This is a genomic window from Nocardia cerradoensis NBRC 101014 (assembly GCF_000308535.1).
Classification (GTDB): domain Bacteria; phylum Actinomycetota; class Actinomycetes; order Mycobacteriales; family Mycobacteriaceae; genus Nocardia; species Nocardia cerradoensis.
In genome coordinates, this window is the sequence record NZ_BAFW01000013.1 from 41,438 (window position 1) to 56,995 (window position 15,558).

15 protein-coding genes and 1 riboswitch are annotated in these 15,558 nt (G+C 69.9%); of the genes, 5 read left to right on the forward strand and 10 right to left on the reverse strand.

Annotated elements, in window-relative coordinates; translation table 11 throughout:
- Window positions 1–38: 38 nt before the first annotated feature.
- On the reverse strand, window positions 39–2,393 hold the full coding sequence (locus ON23_RS03160) for a helicase-associated domain-containing protein (protein WP_039776148.1): 2,355 nt from the start codon (window positions 2,391–2,393) through the stop codon (window positions 39–41).
- A 41-nt stretch (window positions 2,394–2,434) separates the two neighbouring features.
- Between ON23_RS03160 and ON23_RS03165 the strand changes: the two genes are divergently transcribed.
- A complete protein-coding gene (locus tag ON23_RS03165; protein ID WP_030513263.1) occupies window positions 2,435–2,623 on the forward strand; it encodes a hypothetical protein in 189 nt (62 codons plus the stop codon).
- 161 nt (window positions 2,624–2,784) lie between these two features.
- On the opposite strand, the gene ON23_RS03170 is transcribed toward ON23_RS03165, so the two are convergent.
- Complete coding sequence (locus ON23_RS03170; protein WP_039776150.1) at window positions 2,785–3,426, reverse strand: resuscitation-promoting factor Rpf1 domain-containing protein; 642 nt, start codon at window positions 3,424–3,426, stop codon at window positions 2,785–2,787.
- 9 nt (window positions 3,427–3,435) lie between these two features.
- A riboswitch (cyclic di-AMP (ydaO/yuaA leader) is annotated at window positions 3,436–3,647 on the reverse strand.
- A gap of 263 nt (window positions 3,648–3,910) precedes the next feature.
- On the reverse strand, window positions 3,911–4,144 hold the full coding sequence (locus ON23_RS03175) for a hypothetical protein (RefSeq protein WP_039776152.1): 234 nt from the start codon (window positions 4,142–4,144) through the stop codon (window positions 3,911–3,913).
- Between the two features lie 206 nt (window positions 4,145–4,350).
- On the opposite strand from ON23_RS03175, the gene ON23_RS03180 reads away from it, so the two are divergent.
- Window positions 4,351–4,779: a cold-shock protein gene (locus ON23_RS03180; RefSeq protein WP_039776154.1), complete on the forward strand. Its 429-nt coding sequence runs from the start codon at window positions 4,351–4,353 to the stop codon at window positions 4,777–4,779.
- Between the two features lie 34 nt (window positions 4,780–4,813).
- Here the strand turns inward: ON23_RS03180 and ON23_RS03185 are convergent, their stop codons facing one another.
- The 3 genes from ON23_RS03185 to ON23_RS03195 form a co-directional block, all read right to left on the reverse strand.
- Window positions 4,814–5,353 (reverse strand): DUF2771 domain-containing protein, encoded by a 540-nt coding sequence (locus tag ON23_RS03185; RefSeq protein WP_039776155.1) that lies wholly within the window; start codon window positions 5,351–5,353, stop codon window positions 4,814–4,816.
- On the reverse strand, window positions 5,350–7,089 hold the full coding sequence (locus ON23_RS03190) for an MFS transporter (protein WP_051041897.1): 1,740 nt from the start codon (window positions 7,087–7,089) through the stop codon (window positions 5,350–5,352). The genes ON23_RS03185 and ON23_RS03190 overlap by 4 nt, the downstream gene beginning before the upstream one ends.
- Window positions 7,090–7,179: 90 nt before the next feature.
- Window positions 7,180–7,959, reverse strand: a complete 780-nt coding sequence (locus ON23_RS03195) for a glutaminyl-peptide cyclotransferase (protein WP_039776156.1) — start codon at window positions 7,957–7,959, stop codon at window positions 7,180–7,182.
- A gap of 17 nt (window positions 7,960–7,976) precedes the next feature.
- On the opposite strand from ON23_RS03195, the gene ON23_RS36465 reads away from it, so the two are divergent.
- Together ON23_RS36465 and ON23_RS03205 are read left to right on the forward strand one after the other, a co-directional pair.
- Entirely contained in the window at window positions 7,977–9,425 is a 1,449-nt protein-coding gene (locus ON23_RS36465; protein ID WP_083903663.1) for a DUF3027 domain-containing protein, read from the forward strand.
- A 68-nt stretch (window positions 9,426–9,493) separates the two neighbouring features.
- Entirely contained in the window at window positions 9,494–12,286 is a 2,793-nt protein-coding gene (locus tag ON23_RS03205) for a sacsin N-terminal ATP-binding-like domain-containing protein (RefSeq protein ID WP_063821211.1), read from the forward strand.
- A gap of 12 nt (window positions 12,287–12,298) precedes the next feature.
- Here the strand turns inward: ON23_RS03205 and ON23_RS03210 are convergent, their stop codons facing one another.
- Both ON23_RS03210 and ON23_RS03215 read right to left on the reverse strand, forming a co-directional pair.
- On the reverse strand, window positions 12,299–12,925 hold the full coding sequence (locus ON23_RS03210) for a TetR/AcrR family transcriptional regulator (protein ID WP_039776158.1): 627 nt from the start codon (window positions 12,923–12,925) through the stop codon (window positions 12,299–12,301).
- Between the two features lie 87 nt (window positions 12,926–13,012).
- Complete coding sequence (locus tag ON23_RS03215) at window positions 13,013–13,249, reverse strand: DUF2530 domain-containing protein (protein ID WP_039776188.1); 237 nt, start codon at window positions 13,247–13,249, stop codon at window positions 13,013–13,015.
- Between the two features lie 36 nt (window positions 13,250–13,285).
- Between ON23_RS03215 and ON23_RS03220 the strand changes: the two genes are divergently transcribed.
- Window positions 13,286–13,750, forward strand: a complete 465-nt coding sequence (locus ON23_RS03220; protein ID WP_051024228.1) for a MarR family winged helix-turn-helix transcriptional regulator — start codon at window positions 13,286–13,288, stop codon at window positions 13,748–13,750.
- Window positions 13,751–13,778: 28 nt separating this feature from the next.
- Here ON23_RS03220 and ON23_RS03225 read toward each other — a convergent pair whose 3' ends face one another.
- Together ON23_RS03225 and ON23_RS03230 are read right to left on the reverse strand one after the other, a co-directional pair.
- Window positions 13,779–14,168, reverse strand: a complete 390-nt coding sequence (locus ON23_RS03225; protein WP_169812471.1) for a YccF domain-containing protein — start codon at window positions 14,166–14,168, stop codon at window positions 13,779–13,781.
- An 83-nt stretch (window positions 14,169–14,251) separates the two neighbouring features.
- Window positions 14,252–15,454: a GNAT family N-acetyltransferase gene (locus ON23_RS03230; RefSeq protein WP_039776161.1), complete on the reverse strand. Its 1,203-nt coding sequence runs from the start codon at window positions 15,452–15,454 to the stop codon at window positions 14,252–14,254.
- Window positions 15,455–15,558: the final 104 nt, after the last annotated feature.

The window sequence follows — 15,558 nt, forward strand, 5'->3', positions numbered from 1 at the left end:
GCCCGCGGTCGCCAGGCGCGCCCGCTGTCAGCCGCGGGTCACGACTCGACCAGTGCCACCGACGCGATCCGGTGCAAGGTGAAGTGCCGGATCGCGCCGGTGTCCGGATCGGTCGCATCCAGCTGACCGCCGGCCACCCGCACCGGTTCCACGATGCGCTGGGTGGCCACGCCCTGGGCGTCCACGTAACCGATGTGGACCGGGCGGCGCACCCGTACCGCCAGTTGCAGCAGTGCCAGCGTGGCCGCGGTACTCGTGCGGGTGCCGTCGCTGCGGACGCGCTGCCCGGACCGGCTGCGGGCGGCCTTCTCCCCGGCGCGTAGTTCGCCCACCAGCAGCCGCAGTTGTTCGGCACTGGGCGGGGTGGGCCGCCAGGCGTGGCGTTCGTTCGGGCGGGTGGACAGCCGCGCTCCACGGGGGCGCAGATCCACGATCGCCCCCGACGAATCCTCGCCGGCCGGGCTGAACCCCGCCGCGCGCAGCCGCTCCAGCACCTCGCCCAGCGGCGCCTGCGAGATCGCCACCGTCGGCGCCACCGCCCGCAGCGCCAGCTCTGCTGCCACGGGCGCGGCCAGCACCTCGGCCAGCAGCGCCGGATCCTCACTGCGCACGAACGATTGCGCCATCCCGGCGCGCAAGCGCCCGTGCCGGCGTGCCACATCGTCGATCAGATAGGTCAGCGATTGCGGGACCGGGGTGCGCGAATGGGCGGTGAACAGCTGATGCAGTTCGGCGGCGGTCATGCCGGCGTCGAGCGCGCGCCGCACCGATCCTTCGCCGATGCGGTAGACGGTGGCCGCGCCCGCCGATTCGATATCGGCGACCAGGGCGATGCGCTCCCGCAGTTCCGGCACGAGCGGTCCCGGGGCGACCACGGTCAGATCGGCTTGGACGAGTACGTGATCGACCGGTTCGGGCAGCGCCGCGTCCATTTCGGCCTCGGCGTCGGCGACGGTACCGTGCAGCAGCGCCCGGCCCGCGGAGGTCAGCGCGCCGCGGCCGACGATGCCCAGCGCCGCCGCCTCCGACAGCGTGCGCTCGACCGCCTCGATGCGGAAATGTCTGCGCCGCCGCGGCATTCGCCAGCTGAGCACGCGCGCCACATCGGCGGCCGTGATCGCCGTACCCGGAGGAAACTCCGCGGTCACCGCCAGAATCGCGCGCCGATCCGGGACCGCGTGAGCCGTGCGCAGCTCCGCCGAGAGGGCGGCCAGCGGTTTGTCGTTCACATCGCGCAGGCCGATCATCCAGGGGAATCGGTCCAGCTCCAGCCAGGCGTGCGCGAGCACCGCCCATCGGCGCGCCGCCGGGCCCTCCAGCCAGCCGTCCGAGGCGATCGTGGGCGCCCAGTAATCCTCACCGGCGTCGTTGTCCGGTTCAGGCTCGGGAATTCCCTTGTCCAGCAACCGGGCTGCGGCCAGCACCTCCACGAGCAGCCCTACCCGGACCTCGTCGAGTCCGGTCTGTTTGGCGATGCGCCGCAGTTCCCGCACACCCAGGCCGCCCGCGCGCAGCACCGGCGCCGGCACCTGGGAGAGCACCTCGAGGATGTCGCCGGCGTGGCGCAGCAACTCGCCGACCTCACCGGCGGCCGCGGCGTTCACATCGGCGGCGGAGTGCTCGCGGGTCTGCGGGTGCGGGGGTGTGAGCACATGGGGATCGGTGACCGGCTCGCGCCGCAGCACCTGGCCGACGGCCGGCGGGAGTTCGACCGTCTCGTCGTCGATCCAGATCAAGAGCCGGCGGGCCAGCAGCCGCTGGATGGGCCGTTCCGGATCGGTGCCGGGCGCCGCGTCGCGAGTGCGGCCGCGGGGGCCGGTGGTCGCCAGCTTGTCGAGCAGAGCGCGTTCCGCGCCGCCGATCTCGCGCAGCGCCGTCTCGATCTCGGGTTCGGTCAGTGCGTCGGGGAGTTCCGTGGTGGCGCCCATCTGCCACGGCAGTGTCTCGGGCGCGGCGGCCACGACGAACAGATCGTCGGTGCCCCACACCAGCGCGCGCTCGATCAGGCGCGCGAGCGCGGTGTCGACGGCCGCGGCGGAGACCCGATCGGCGAGCAGTTCGTGCAGGCGCGCGCGGGGCAGCGGCCGCTCCTGGCGACCACCGCCGAATGCGTTGTGCGCGGCGAGGGTTTCGATCACGGCGAACTCGAGTGTGTTCAGATCGTCGGCGGCGCGCAGTACCGACGCCCGCTGTTCCGCGCGGGCGGCCAGGACGGTCATCGAACCGGGCAACGGCACGGCGAGGTCGGGGCGCAAACCCAGGAGCCGGACGAGATCGTCGTCGCCGCGGGAGCTCAGCCAGTCGGTGAGTGTGCCGAGCTCGGGGGGTCCGGCGTCGGCCCCGGAATGCGTCCCGGCGCCGTCGTCGGAGGCTCGGGCATCGGTCGTGGTCATCCAATCCAGACTACGGCGAGCGAACATGCCAGAATGAGGCCGTGGTGAACAAATCGAAGAAACCCTACGTCGACAACGGCTGGCCCCAGGTGGACCACGGTGACCACGCGGTCACCGAATTGTCGTCGACCCGTTCCGGTGGCCTGTCGCCCTACGGCGAGGACACCGAGTTTCCGGTGCCGGCTGACACCCTGCCCTACGTGCATCCGCACACGGTGGTCAACCGCTGACGCGAACACGAAGAAGGCCCGCGTTCCTGTGACAGGAGTGCGGGCCTTTTTCGTGTCCGGACTTCGTATTCAGCCCGCACGATGCATGGCCCGGGAAACGCAGGGAAGGCCCGCATCGCGAGATGCGGGCCTTCCCTGCAGGGGGAAACCATGTGAGTGGTCTAGTTGGGCAGCAGGCCCTTGTTCGCCTCGTAGAAGTTCACGATCGACGGATCCAGCTTGGCGCCACTGGCTTTGAAGGCGTTGTACGCGTCGAGCGCCGGCTGCGGCAGCTGCACGCCCTGCGCCTGTGCGACGGTGACGGCCTTGTCGACGGCGGAGAACACCTGCTGGTTGCCGTCGGCCGGGGCCTGGGTCGAGGCCTCGCTCTCGGGGGCAACCTGCTGCCAGCGCGGGGTCTGGGCGGGAGAAGCGGGCACGTCGCGCTGAGTCGCGCTGCCGTGCAGGCCGAGGCTGGAGGAGCAGGAAGGCCACGCGCCCCAACCCTGGGTCGCGAGCACCTTCTCGGCGACCGCGATCTGCTGGTCGCGGCTGGCCTGGTTGGCCGACGGAGCGTACTGCGTGCCGCCGTGAGCGGCCCACGTCGACTGCGAGAACTGCAAACCGCCCTGGTAGCCGTTGCCGGTGTTGATGCCCCAGTTACCACCGGATTCACACTGTGCGAGGCGGTCCCACTCCGAATCGGGAGCCGCGGCGGCGTGTCCAGCGAGAGCCACACCCGCGCCACCCATGATCGCGGTGGAGACAGCGACCTTGGCGACGGTGCGACCGGTGTTGGTCTGCTTGCGATGGCGTCCACTCATATCGGGTCGTCTTCCTCTCGTACGCGCCTGCGAGGTGAGCTGTCGGGTTCGGACTGAGAGGCCGTCCGGTCCCGGCTCGCCGGGACTTCACCCCAAGGGAGCGGTCGTTGCCGGCCGTTCCCGCTTTCCTGCGGAGGCTTCGAAACCCGGTTGAGCTCCGAAAACCTCTGTGGGAACGTGGGTTCCCCGCCCTCGCCCCTGTGTTCCGTCGGGGTCCGTACCCGCGGGGCGAGGCTCGGTGCGGCGGGCCGGTGGTGCCGGGATGTCCCGGCTGCGATAGACGGTACGACGATCCGGCTGAAAAATCACTATTTGGTAACCGGCGTGTATGGCCGGTCGTGCTGTGCCGCAAGACCTTACGAATCCGCGTCTGTGCAGGTGAGTGCGGCGTGTCACCTTCGAGTGCGGGTCGTGACCGTGGCGTTATCGCGTCGTTATGTGATGAAGGTCACATGTGTAATCGCCCGGCGTGTTGGGGAAACGCTCAGCGCGCGCGCCGGCCCGACCAGAGCGCGAACGCGATCGCGAGCAGCAGGCCGAGCGGAGTCGCCGCCATCGCCACCAGATAGAGCCACAGCGGCGGATCCCCGTCGGTCAGGATCGGCGTGAGGAAAATGGCGACGATCGCGAGCACGCCGACCGCGAACAGGCCCACGGCCACCCGCAACAGCACGTCGCTGGAGCCCCGGGGTGTGCGGGGCGAGGAGGAGTCCGGCATGGGTGCACCGTAAAACGGATGTGCTTGCCTTATCCCCACCGGGGTAGACTCGAACCAATCGCGTCCTGCATCGCTGTGTGGGGCGCGTTCTTTTCGCACAGAGATAGGTTCCGGCGTTCTGCCGGGACCTACGTCCGTGTCCGGGGTCGTTCGCCGTCCCGCCGGATCCGGACGGACCGGACAACGATGACGAACGGGTGAGCGCAGTGCCGACCGGCAAGGTGAAGTGGTACGACGTCGACAAGGGCTTCGGCTTCCTTTCCCAGGATGAGGGCGAGGACGTCTATGTTCGGTCGTCCGCCTTGCCCAAGGGTGTCGATGCGCTCAAGCCCGGCCAGCGCGTGGAGTTCGGGATGGCCGCCGGTCGCCGCGGCCCGCAGGCGCTGAGCCTGAAGCTGCTGGAGCCGCTGCCCTCGGTGCGCACCGCGCAGGGCCGCAACGACCGCGTCCGCAAGGAGGCTCCGGCTCATCCGCGCAAGGCACCCGACGACCTGCACGGCATGATCGAGGACATGATCACCCTGCTGGAGGCGACGGTGCAGCCGGAGCTCCGCAAGGGCAAGTACCCCGACCGCAAGACCGCGCAGCGGATCGCCGAAGTGGTGCGCGGGGTGGCCCGCGAACTCGATCACTGAGTTCGCGAGCACCGCATTCGCGAGCGGGCCGCGGTCACGCGGCCTTGATCGACCACGCCTGATACGGCGAGAAGGCTTCGTTGCCGGCCTCGTCGCGCACGAGCAGCAGCAGCTGCACCTCGACGCCGATCAGGCGCAGGTTCGGTTCGGGATGGCTGTCCACCGTCACGGCCCGGGTGCCCTGTGGGTAGTCCCGGTACGACGCCAGGTGCTGCACGGTCTTACCCGTATTGTCGATCTGCTGGTACTCCAGCACCATCACCCAGGGCGCGTCGGCGATATGCCGCGGTAGCGACAGCTGCACCGGGTAGCCCAGCGGCGGATTCAGTTCCGCGGTGATCTCGGTGCGCTTGCAGTCGGGGGAGACGCGGCCGTGCGGATCCGGTTCGCCGATCGTGCAGTACAGATAGGGCGGAACCGTGACGGTTCTGCCGTGCGCGTAGGCGGTGACCGTGGGATCCGCCTCGTGCGCGTTGTGCACCGCCACCGCCACGATGCCGGCGACGGCCGCGGCGACGACCAGAACTGCCGCCAGGGCCAGCGCGAGGATCGTGCGGGTGCTGGGCTTGGTCACTGTGGCTGATTTCCTGTCGCTAGGGGGACTTCCTGTTTGACGTGCTGCGGACGGTTACCGCCCAATCCGGGGAGCAGCGAATGCCCACGGTAGCTCACGAACGTCTGCGCCAAACCGAGCGCCAGGACCGCCGTGACCACCGCGAAACCCTCCCAGTACACGGTCGGCAGCAGCACGCCGCCGGCGCCGCCGACCACCCAGGACAGCTGCAGTACCGTTTCCGAGCGCCCGAATCCGGAGGCGATCGATTCCGGCGGCAGATCGTCCTGGATCGAGGCGTCCAGCGAGACCTTGGCCAGTGCGCTGGCACAGGCCGCCACCAGCGCGGCGACTGCCGCGCCGATCAGATTGTCGAGCAGCATCGCGACGACCGCGACGGCAGTGCACGCCGCGGTGCACTCCACCACGATCAGCGACGGCCGGCCCAGTTTCAGCCGGGCGCCGGTCGCGTTGCCGGCGAAGTTGCCGATCGCCGCGGCCGCGCCCACCAGCCCCAGCATCGCGGCCTGCTGCACCGGGCGGTGTTCGGTCGATTTCGCGACGAAGGCCACATAGAAGGTGAGGAAGCCGGTCAGCACCCGGATCGCGCTGTTGCCCCACAGCCCGGTGACCACCGACCGGCCCAGCGGCTGCCGGCGCCGGCTGGGTTTCACCGTCGATTTCTCGCCGCGGTCCAGCACTTCGGTGCCGCCGTCGCGGTTGTGGTAGCCGAGGGTCGCCGGCACCTCACCCTCGGTGACCTCGACCCAGGACGGAATGCGCAGGCTCAGATAGGCCCCGGCCGCCGCGATCAGGGCCGCGAACACCAGGGCGCCGACGGACCCGGCCACCGCGGCGACCGCTCCGGCCACCGCGCCCGCACCGAGCGTCCCGCCGACCAGGCCGAAGACGGTGAGCCGGGAATTGGTGCGGACCAGATCGATTCCGGGTGGCAGCACCCGTGGCGTCACCGCGCTCTTGAGCACCGCGAACGATTTGCTCGAGATCATCATGCACAGCGCCAGCGGATACAGCGCCCAGCTGTCGAAATTGAAGATCAGCAGGATCGCGAAGACCACCCGGATCGCGAACGAGGCCGACAGCGCGAGTCTGCGCCCGCGTTGCAGCCGGTCCAGCAGCGGGCCGATCAGCGGCGCGATCACCGCGAACGGCGCGATCGTGATCAGCAGATACAGCGCCACCTTGGTCTTGGATTCGGCGGTGGCACTGGCGAAGAACAGCGTATTGGCCAGCGCCACCGCGATCGCGGCGTCGAGGGCGAAGTTGGCCATCGTCGCGTAAACGAGTGCGGTGAGCCCGGATTCGCCCGCGCCGTCGGCCCGCGCCGCGCGCTGGAAGGTGTGGAAACCCTTCTCGGTGAGGTCCCTGGTGCGCATCGCCATGACTCGCGTCACCGTCATCTTGCGAGGGACACGGTGGCGTTCGGCGATTTTCGCGTCCTTGGGCCGGGGGCGCTCGGCCGCGCTCGGGGCCTCGGACGCCTCGCCGGAACGCTGGTCGCTGTGCGATCCGCGTGGGGGGAGTGCCCGTGGCGGTTCGCCCGATGCCATGCGCCGGGTCACGAATTCGGGCACGTCCGGTTCACCATTGCGGCGCGGCAGCGGAGGCAGCGGCGTGGACGACGGGGCGTTCGGGGGCGGATACCGGTCGTAGCCGGGATGCCGCCGGGTATCGGGATACTCCTCGCCGTCCCACGGACCGGGTTCGGTGCCGGAGGGTTCGCGGGAGGCAGTCACGATTCGATTCTCTCGCACTCGGTCGGCGCGTGGACATCGGCCGTGCTGTGATCCGATGCGTGTCGGCCGCCGTCGTGGCGACCGTCGCGCTCACATCGGGACGAATCGGACCTCGAACAGGGTGGGCCAGTACTTTCCGGTGATCAGGAAGCGGTCGGTGCCGGGGATCTGGGCGATGCCGTTGAGGACGTCGGCGCCCGTGCGCTCGGTGGGGCGCAGCAGGCCGCCGGCCTCGATCTCGGCCAGTACCGCGCCGCTGACCGGATCGATGTGCAGGATCTGATCGGTCGGCCACACGTTGGCGTAGATCGAACCGTCTGCGGCGCAATCGAGTTCGTTGAGCCGGGCGTCGTGATGGCTGGTGAGCCGGATCGTGCCGGTCGTCGCGAAGGTGGCGGGATCGCGGAAGGTGAGGGTGTCGCTGCCGTTGCTCATCACCAAGTGGTCGCCGCGGGCGCACAGACCCCAGCCTTCGCCGTCGTAGTGGACGCGGCGGCGTTCGGCGAGTGTGCGCGGATCGCGGGCGAAGGCGGTCTCGTCCTTCCAGGTGAGTTGCCAGACGGTGTCCCCGGCGCGGGTGACGCCCTCGCCGAAGTAGTCGCCGGGGAGTGTCGCGGCGGCGATCGGCGCGCCGGTGGCGAGATCGGTGGCCCGCACTCCGGAGTCGCCTTCCATCCCGGTGCTCTCGTAGACAACCGTGCCGTCGACCTCCAGTCCCTCGGTGAACGCGGCGCGGTCGTGCGGCCGGGTGGCCACCACCTCGACCCGCAGGCGCGGAGTGTTGTCGGCGCGCTCACAGGCCGTGGCGGACAGCATTGTGGACGCCGCGATCAGCACTGCTGCGGCCGCCGCACGGCGTTGGCATTTCATACGGCAAAATGTAGGACGTGAGCGCAGTGTCTGTTTCGGAGTCCGGCGTGCGACCGATCCTGGCGGAGGCGGTCGACCTGGCTCGCCGTGCGCTCCTGGAGTTGCAGCCCACGGGTGTGGGCGAACATCTGGGCGTCACCGGCGAGAACGAGTGTGCGGCCACCCATCACTTCGCCGCGACCCTGCCGGGGTACCGCGGCTGGCAGTGGGAGGTCGTGGTCGCGGCCGCGCCCGATGCGGAGTACGCGACGGTCAGCGAGTCCGCCCTGCTGCCCGGGCCCGACGCTCTGGTGGCGCCGGACTTCGTGCCGTGGGATCAGCGCATCCGCCCCGGCGATCTGGCCCCCGGCGATCTGCTCGCCCCGCACGTCGACGATCCGCGCCTGGTGCCCGGATATCTGGAGACCGGCGACCCGGTGGTCGACGAGGTGTGTGAGGAGATCGGCCTCGGCCGCCGCCAGGTCCTCAGCCGCGAGGGCCGCGTGGAGGCCGCCGAGCGCTGGTACTCCGAATTCGGTCCCGACACCGAGATGGCGCGTTCGGCCCCCGGAACGTGCGGAGTCTGCGGCTTCTTCGTGCCCCTCGCCGGCGCCCTGCGCGCCGCCTTCGGCGTCTGCGCCAACGCGATGGGCGCCGACGGCCGGGTGGTACACGTCGAATACGGCTGCGGCGCCCACTCCGACACCGAGATGCCCACCGGAGCCGGCTCCCCGCTCTACGAGGCCTACGACGATGCGGCGATCGAGGTCGTCCCCGCGGAGGAATTGACCGCGCGGGACGGATCCGCGGAGTCGGAACAGTCCTCCGCCGCGGCGAGATCGGATGCACAGGACTCCGCAGGAGACGCTGCCGATTCGGCAGCAGCGATTGCCGTCGACGCCGGAGAACCTTCGAGCGCCGATCCGGAGACGGAAAAGGGTGCACCCGCGGGCACCGACACGCCCGCAGCGTCGACCGCGGTAGGCGAAGGCGCTGCCGAGACCGAAACGCCGTCGAGCCCGGCGGGCGACGCCCACGGTGTCGGCGACACCGGAACGGCCGCCGACGCACCGACCGACACCGACGCGGCCGCGCCCGAGCGTCCCGGCACCGATCCCGCGCCGAAAGGCGTTGCCGCCGAAGGTGTTCGGAGCGGGGTCGATTCGCCGTCGACCACCGTGGACGACGTCTCCGCGACCGCCGACTCTGCCGCACCCGACGCCGATCACGCTCGTGCGTCGGACACCGTTCCCGCCGGCGGTACGGCTGGGGTTGCGCCCGCAGCCGACGACGCTCCAGCCGAGGCGGCGGCCCTGAGCGCTGCCGCTGACACGACGAATACTGCCGCTGACGCGGTCACCGGCGAAACGGCTCCGGCTGCCGAGTCCGGCGCGGCCGGTGCCGAACCGGTTCGTTACAGCGATGCCTGGGCGGTGTCCGCGGTGCGGGTGCAGCCGGGTGAGTCCGGGGCGGCGGAGGAGAACTGACGAGCGCGAGCGGGGGAGCCGTAAGGGTGACAGCGGATCCGTTCGGCACCGCGGACTTGCGTGCGGGAGTGCTCACCGCATGGCGGAATTCGCCGACTCGCCTGCGCGAGGACGCCGCCACCGAGGCGGATCTGGTCCGGGCCGGGTATCGCGATCGGTTGCTCACCGAGCTGGCGCAGAACGCCGCCGACGCCGCGGTCAAGGCCGGGGTCTCCGGCCGGGTCTCGGTGTGGCTGCGGGGGCGGGCCCTGCATATCGCCAATACGGGTGCCCCGCTGGATCTTTCCGGCGTACACGCGCTGACGGCGCTGCGTGCGTCGGGCAAGACGGGTACGGCGGTCGGCCGGTTCGGCGTCGGATTCACGGCGGTGCTCTCCGCCGGTGACGAGGTGGAATTCCGTTCCACCACAGGATCTTTGCGATTCTCCCGGGCGCAGACTCTGTCCGAACTGCGCGACAACGGTATCGACGTCCCCGTCGGCGCGGACGGTCCCGCCGTCCCGGTGCTGCGCTTGGCCTGGTCGGTGGCGGTCGCCCCCGAGCCCGGTTTCGACAGCGAGATCGTGGTCTGGCTGCGCGAGGACGTCGATGCCGCGGACCTGCTCGCGGCCATGCGGGCCGAGGCGGTGGATCTGCTGCTGGAACTGCCGGGCCTGCATACGATCCGGATCGGCGACGACGAATCCTGGCGCGCGGTGGAGGATCTCGGCAACGGTCTGCAGCAGGTCCGCATCACCGCACCCTCCGGCGAGGATTTCCGGTGGTGGCAGTACACCACCGCGCGGGCGCGCTGGCTGCTTCCGATGCGTGACGGCCGGGCCGTCGCGGCGTCCGCCGATGTGCTGCGGGCACCGACCCGCACCGACGAGGAATTGTCCCTGCCCGCCCTGGTGATCGCCGATATCGCGCTGCAACCGGATCGGCGCCGACTGATGCCCGGCGCCCGGGTGGCCGAATTGGCGGAGGGCTATGCGGATTTCGCCCGCGCGCTACCGCCGGGGGATCGGCTGGTGCTCGTTCCGGCGCCCGGCTTCGCCCGCAGCGAGGCCGACGGTCTGCTGCGCGAGGCGCTGGTGAAGCAGCTGCGCGAAAATCCGTGGTTGCCGGTGCTGGCCCCGGCTGCCGGTGCTAGCGAGGACCCGGCCGATGCCGGTTTCGCGCTGCCCGATTTCGGCGCCGGCGCGTCCGGAGACGACGTGGCGGCCCCGGTGCGGACCGACGCGGCGCCAGCGCGTGCGAGTGTATTTCCGGGCGTCACAACCGAACTGGCCGACCTGCTGGCGACTCTGCTGGGGCCGCTGGTGGTTCCGGAGTTGTCGGGCCGCGCGACCGCCGAACTGCTGGGCGTGCTGGACGTCCACCGCATCGGCCTGGCTCGCGTCGCCGAACTGACCGGAAGTGTGCAGCGCCCGCCGCAATGGTGGTATTCGCTCTACGACGCGCTGGAACCGTTCGTCACCGATCCGCTTGCCGCCGAGGAGTTGGGGGCCCTGGCCGTTCCGCTCTCCGACGGCCGCCTGGTCACCGGCCCCCGTACGGTGGTGCTCGACGATCAGCTCGAGGACGCGGTGGCGGTGCCGTGGGCCCGGCTGGTCCATCCGGAGGCCGCGCACGAGCTGCTCGGCCGCCTCGGCGCACAACAGGCCGGTGTGGAGGATCTGCTGACCGACACCGCGTTGCGCGCCGAACTGGATCACCGGCCCGACGACGAGGATCTGCGCGAGGCCGTGCTCGGTCTCGCCGCCCACCTGCCGGCCGGTATCACGTTGCCGACGTGGCTCGGTGGGCTCGAATTGCCCGACAGCACAGGTGAATCGCGCCCTGCCGACGAACTGCTGCTACCGGACGCCCCGCTGGCCGAGGTGCTGGTCGGCGATTCTCCGTTCGGCACCCTCGACCCGGAGTTCGCGCAGCACCATCCGGCCTCGGCGTTGCGTGCGATCGGCGTCGGCTGGGGGTTCACCGTCGTCACCGAAACCGATCCCACCGGTCCCGACCACGACCTCGACGACGAGGACCGCTGGTGGCGGGGTTTGCCGGAAGATCCGCCGGAGTTCGCGGCGGTGCGAGACCTGGATCTGGTCGCCGACGACGCGTGGCCGCAGGCGCTGCGGCTACTGCTGTCCGAACCGGCCACCCGCGGCCTGCTCGCCGACCGCGACGGCTACACCGCGTGGTGGTTGCGCCGGCACGCACGGGTCGACGGCCGCCCGCTCGGCGTGCATCGGGCCGGATCGGATCCGGTGTTCGCCGATCTGCTGCCCGACCTGCCGGGGTTCTCCGCGGCCGATCTGGCGGCCCTCGACGCGGTACTCGCCGACCCGGCGAACATCACCGCGGACCTGGCCGTGGCCCTGCTTGAGGCTCTGGCCGATCCGGCGAAAAGGCCCACCCCGGAAGCAGTTTCGCAAACCCACCGCAGGCTCGCCGCGGCCGTGCCGCAGCTGGATCTCGACGAGATCGGCGTGCCCGAGCGGGTGCGTGCGTTGTCGGGAGCGGTGATCGATCCCGATCGGGCGCTGGTCCTGGACCGGCCCTGGCTCGGATTGGCGTTGCCGCCGGATCGCCTGGTCGCCGGTGATATCGAGCATGCGGGCGAGCTGGCCACACTGCTCGACTTGGCCGCTGCCTCGGAGGCGGTCCATGCCGAGGTGCTCGGCGCCGGAAAACGCACGACCTGGGCGGACGAGCCGCTGGGTGTGCTGTTGCGACTGCAGTTCGGTTTGCCGCCGCTGGCGGGTGAGCTGGTGCTGCACGATCGTCTGGAGGTCCGGCTCACCGGCGCCTACGAGGCCACCGTGGCCGTGCCGTGGTGGCGTTCGGGCGAGACCACCCACGTGCAGCGGCAGCCGGGTTCGTGATACGGGGCGCGGCTATTTCGCGTAGGTGGTGATCATCTCCGCCAGCACGTCGAGCTGGGTGCGCACCGCCGCGCTGTCGTCGTCGACGAGCCAGCGCAGAACGATTCCGTCGATGACATTCAGGGTGAATCGGCTCAACGTCTGAACCGGAATTCGCCATTCGGTTCCGGTGGCCACGCGCCCGTGCTCGAGGACGTCGGCGACGGTGGCGTCGTTGAACAGATACTGTTCGCGCGCGATCGCGAGTTTCGCTGGGGTCTGCTCACTTTCACGCAACGCGTAGGTGGTGGTTTCGTAGGTGAGCAGTTGTCGTTGCGGTGTGGATTCGATGTTCAGCCAGAGCAGTTCCAGGCTGGCGCGCACCAAATTTTGAAGGGATTCTTTTCCACTTCCGACTCCCTGCCAGACCGTTTCATTGGTCTCGACGGAATCGCGCAATTCCATCGACAATGCTTTGACCAGCTCGGTCATCAGCGCATCTTTGTTTTCGAAACAGTAATGCACCACACCGAGCGATACCCCGGCCGCCTGCGCGACATCGCGCGTGGTTACCCCGGCGACGCCCTTTTTCTCCGCGAGGCCGATGGCGGCCTCGATGAGGTGGGCTCGTCGTTCTTCGACGCTCAATCGGGAGGACACGGAAGCGAGTTAAGCCGTCAGGACGCGATGAGTCAATTCGCACACTGTAAAGTCGGCGCGCTCGGGCGTGGCGCGTGTCGGCCGGTGTCACAGCCCTTTCTGCGCGCCTTTGTCACCTCTGCGGGCGCCGCGGCGCTGAATCACGAAAATGCTGTAGCCGAGCAGTCCCACGCCGAGCCCCATCAGACAGATCGGCCGCGCGTCGGCCCAGCTGTCGTTGCACCAGACCGCGACCGTGGCCACCAGCCACACCAGCGAGCCGACCGCCAGCACGGGACGTGGATCGGTCAGCCGCGGCGGGATCTCGGGCACCTCGGGGGTCACGAAGTCAACGATAGCGGCGGGAACGGCGAACCACATATGTGGTGTCACGTATCGTTTGCCTCTGTGACAACGCCTTCCGATATCCGCGCGCTCGCCGGTGAACTGTCCCTGGCGGTCGTGCGGCTGACGCGCCATCTGCGCGGCCGTCGCGCCGACGCGCAGATTTCGCTCACCCAACTGTCGGCTCTGGCGACCCTGGCCAGGGACGGGGCGATGACTCCCGGTGTGCTCGCCGCCAAGGAGCGGGTGCAGCCCCCGTCGATGACGCGAGTGATCGCCTCGCTCTCGGAACTGCAGCTGGTCAAGCGCGATCCGCATCCCACCGACGGCCGCCAGGTCATCGTGTCGCTGTCGGACGCCGGCAAGGCGCTGATCCAGGACGAGAACAACGCCCGCGAGGCCTGGATGTTCGATCAGCTGTCCGGTCTGACCCCCGATCAGCTGCGGGTGCTCGACGACGCGGTCTCGATCATGAAGCAGCTGGTCGCCGACTCGGAGTAGGGCCCGTCCGGCGTCCCGATGTGAGCGCTCAGGCCACGAAAGCGTGCTCGCTGGAGACGATTTCACGTCCCAGCGGCATCAGCGAGACCGGGATGAGTTTCAGGTTCGCCCAGCCGAACGGAATCCCGATGATCGAGACGAACAGCGGAATGCTGGTGACCAGATGCCCGATCGCCAGCCAGAATCCCGCGAAGATCACCCAGATGATGTTGCCGATCAGCGAGGGAGCCCCCGCTCCCGGCTTGGCCACCACCTCCCGGCCGAACGGCCACAGCACATAGGCGCCGATCCGGAACGACGCGATCCCGAACGGGATGGTGATGATCAGGATGCAGCAGAGGATTCCGGCCAGGAAATAACCCACCGCCAGCCAGAACCCGGCGAAAATCAACCAGAGCACATTCAGTACGAACCGGATGAGGGTCACCTCCCCAGCATGCCAGGGCCGTGCCGTACTCACCAGAGACGACGAGGCTCCGGATGAAGACGCCCGGTGCCAGCTCAGAAGAACCAGCCGAGGACCGGTTCGCGTTCGGCCCGGAAAGCGCGGTCCACATCCGCGAGTACCCGCGCGTTCTTGGCGCGCACCCGGTTCGCGCCGGCGAAGGTGCGGGCGGAGTGGGCGCCGAGGTACAGACTCCCGAGCACGTCGATGCCGAGTTCGAGGTCGGGGGTGCGGGTGGTGGGTTCGCATTCGGCTCGCCCGTCGCGCACGCGCAGGGCGAAGGTGCCCCCGGCGTGCCGGAACGGATCGTCCACGGCGACAACCACATCCAGATCCGTTTCGTAGTCGCGGGCGGACAGGGCGGCCGGGACGTCCATCGGCCGGGCCCACAACCCGTCGTGACGGCTGACGGTGCGGACCAGGCGGGAGTCGGTGAGCAGGTGGGGCAGCGGGTCGTCGTCACCGATGGTGGCGGTGACGGTGTCGACCAGGTCCAGCCCCAGCAGCGCCCGCCACAGGGCCGCATGCGCCTCGGCGGTGACCGCGCGCAGTTCCACCACCTCGGCGGTCAGCTTGCGCGGCTCCGGATTGTCGTAGCGGTAGAGCGCGTACCCGTCGGGATGAGTGAGGGCGTACAGGGCGGCCTGGCCCCCGCTGCCGACCAACTGGATCAACCACGCCGAATGCGGGCGGGCCTGGGCGCCGGGGACCAGCCGCCGCCAGCGGTCGTAGATGCCGGGCGCCACGGCGATCGCGTCGTCGAGCAAGCTCAGGGTCACGCCGCCGGGATCCGGGGCGGTGGGCAGGAACTCGGCGAACCGCCGGTCGATGGTGACGCGGTTCTCCACCACACACGGCCCGTATCCGAACCGTCCGTAGATGGTGGCCCGGCTGGCGGTGAAGATGGTCAGCGGCAGCCCCGCGGCCTCGGTGCGCTCGTGCAGTTCGGTGTACATCGCGCGCAGAATCCCGCGACGGCGATGGGTCGGCGCCACCGCGACACCGGCCACGCCGCAGACCTCGACGGGGTGGGCGCCGGGCACCGTGAGCGTCATCGTGGTGTCCCGGGTATGCCCCACGACGCGGCCGCCGTCCACCGCGACGAGCGCGCGGTCGAGCGGGAACAACTTCAGCCGCTGCGCGGTGACGACCGGATCCTCCCGGGGCGAGACGCCGAATGCGTTCGACAGCAGCAACCCGATGCCGGGAAGGTCCTCCTCGGTCGCGGGCCTGAGTGTGACCTCCGATGCGATCGCCATACCTCGACCATCGCACGCCGGCCCGATCCGGCGCACCAGGATTTTCATGAGGTGCCTGCACGGATGCAAAGAGAACATCCCGAGAGGGCGCACCCTGGTGGGTT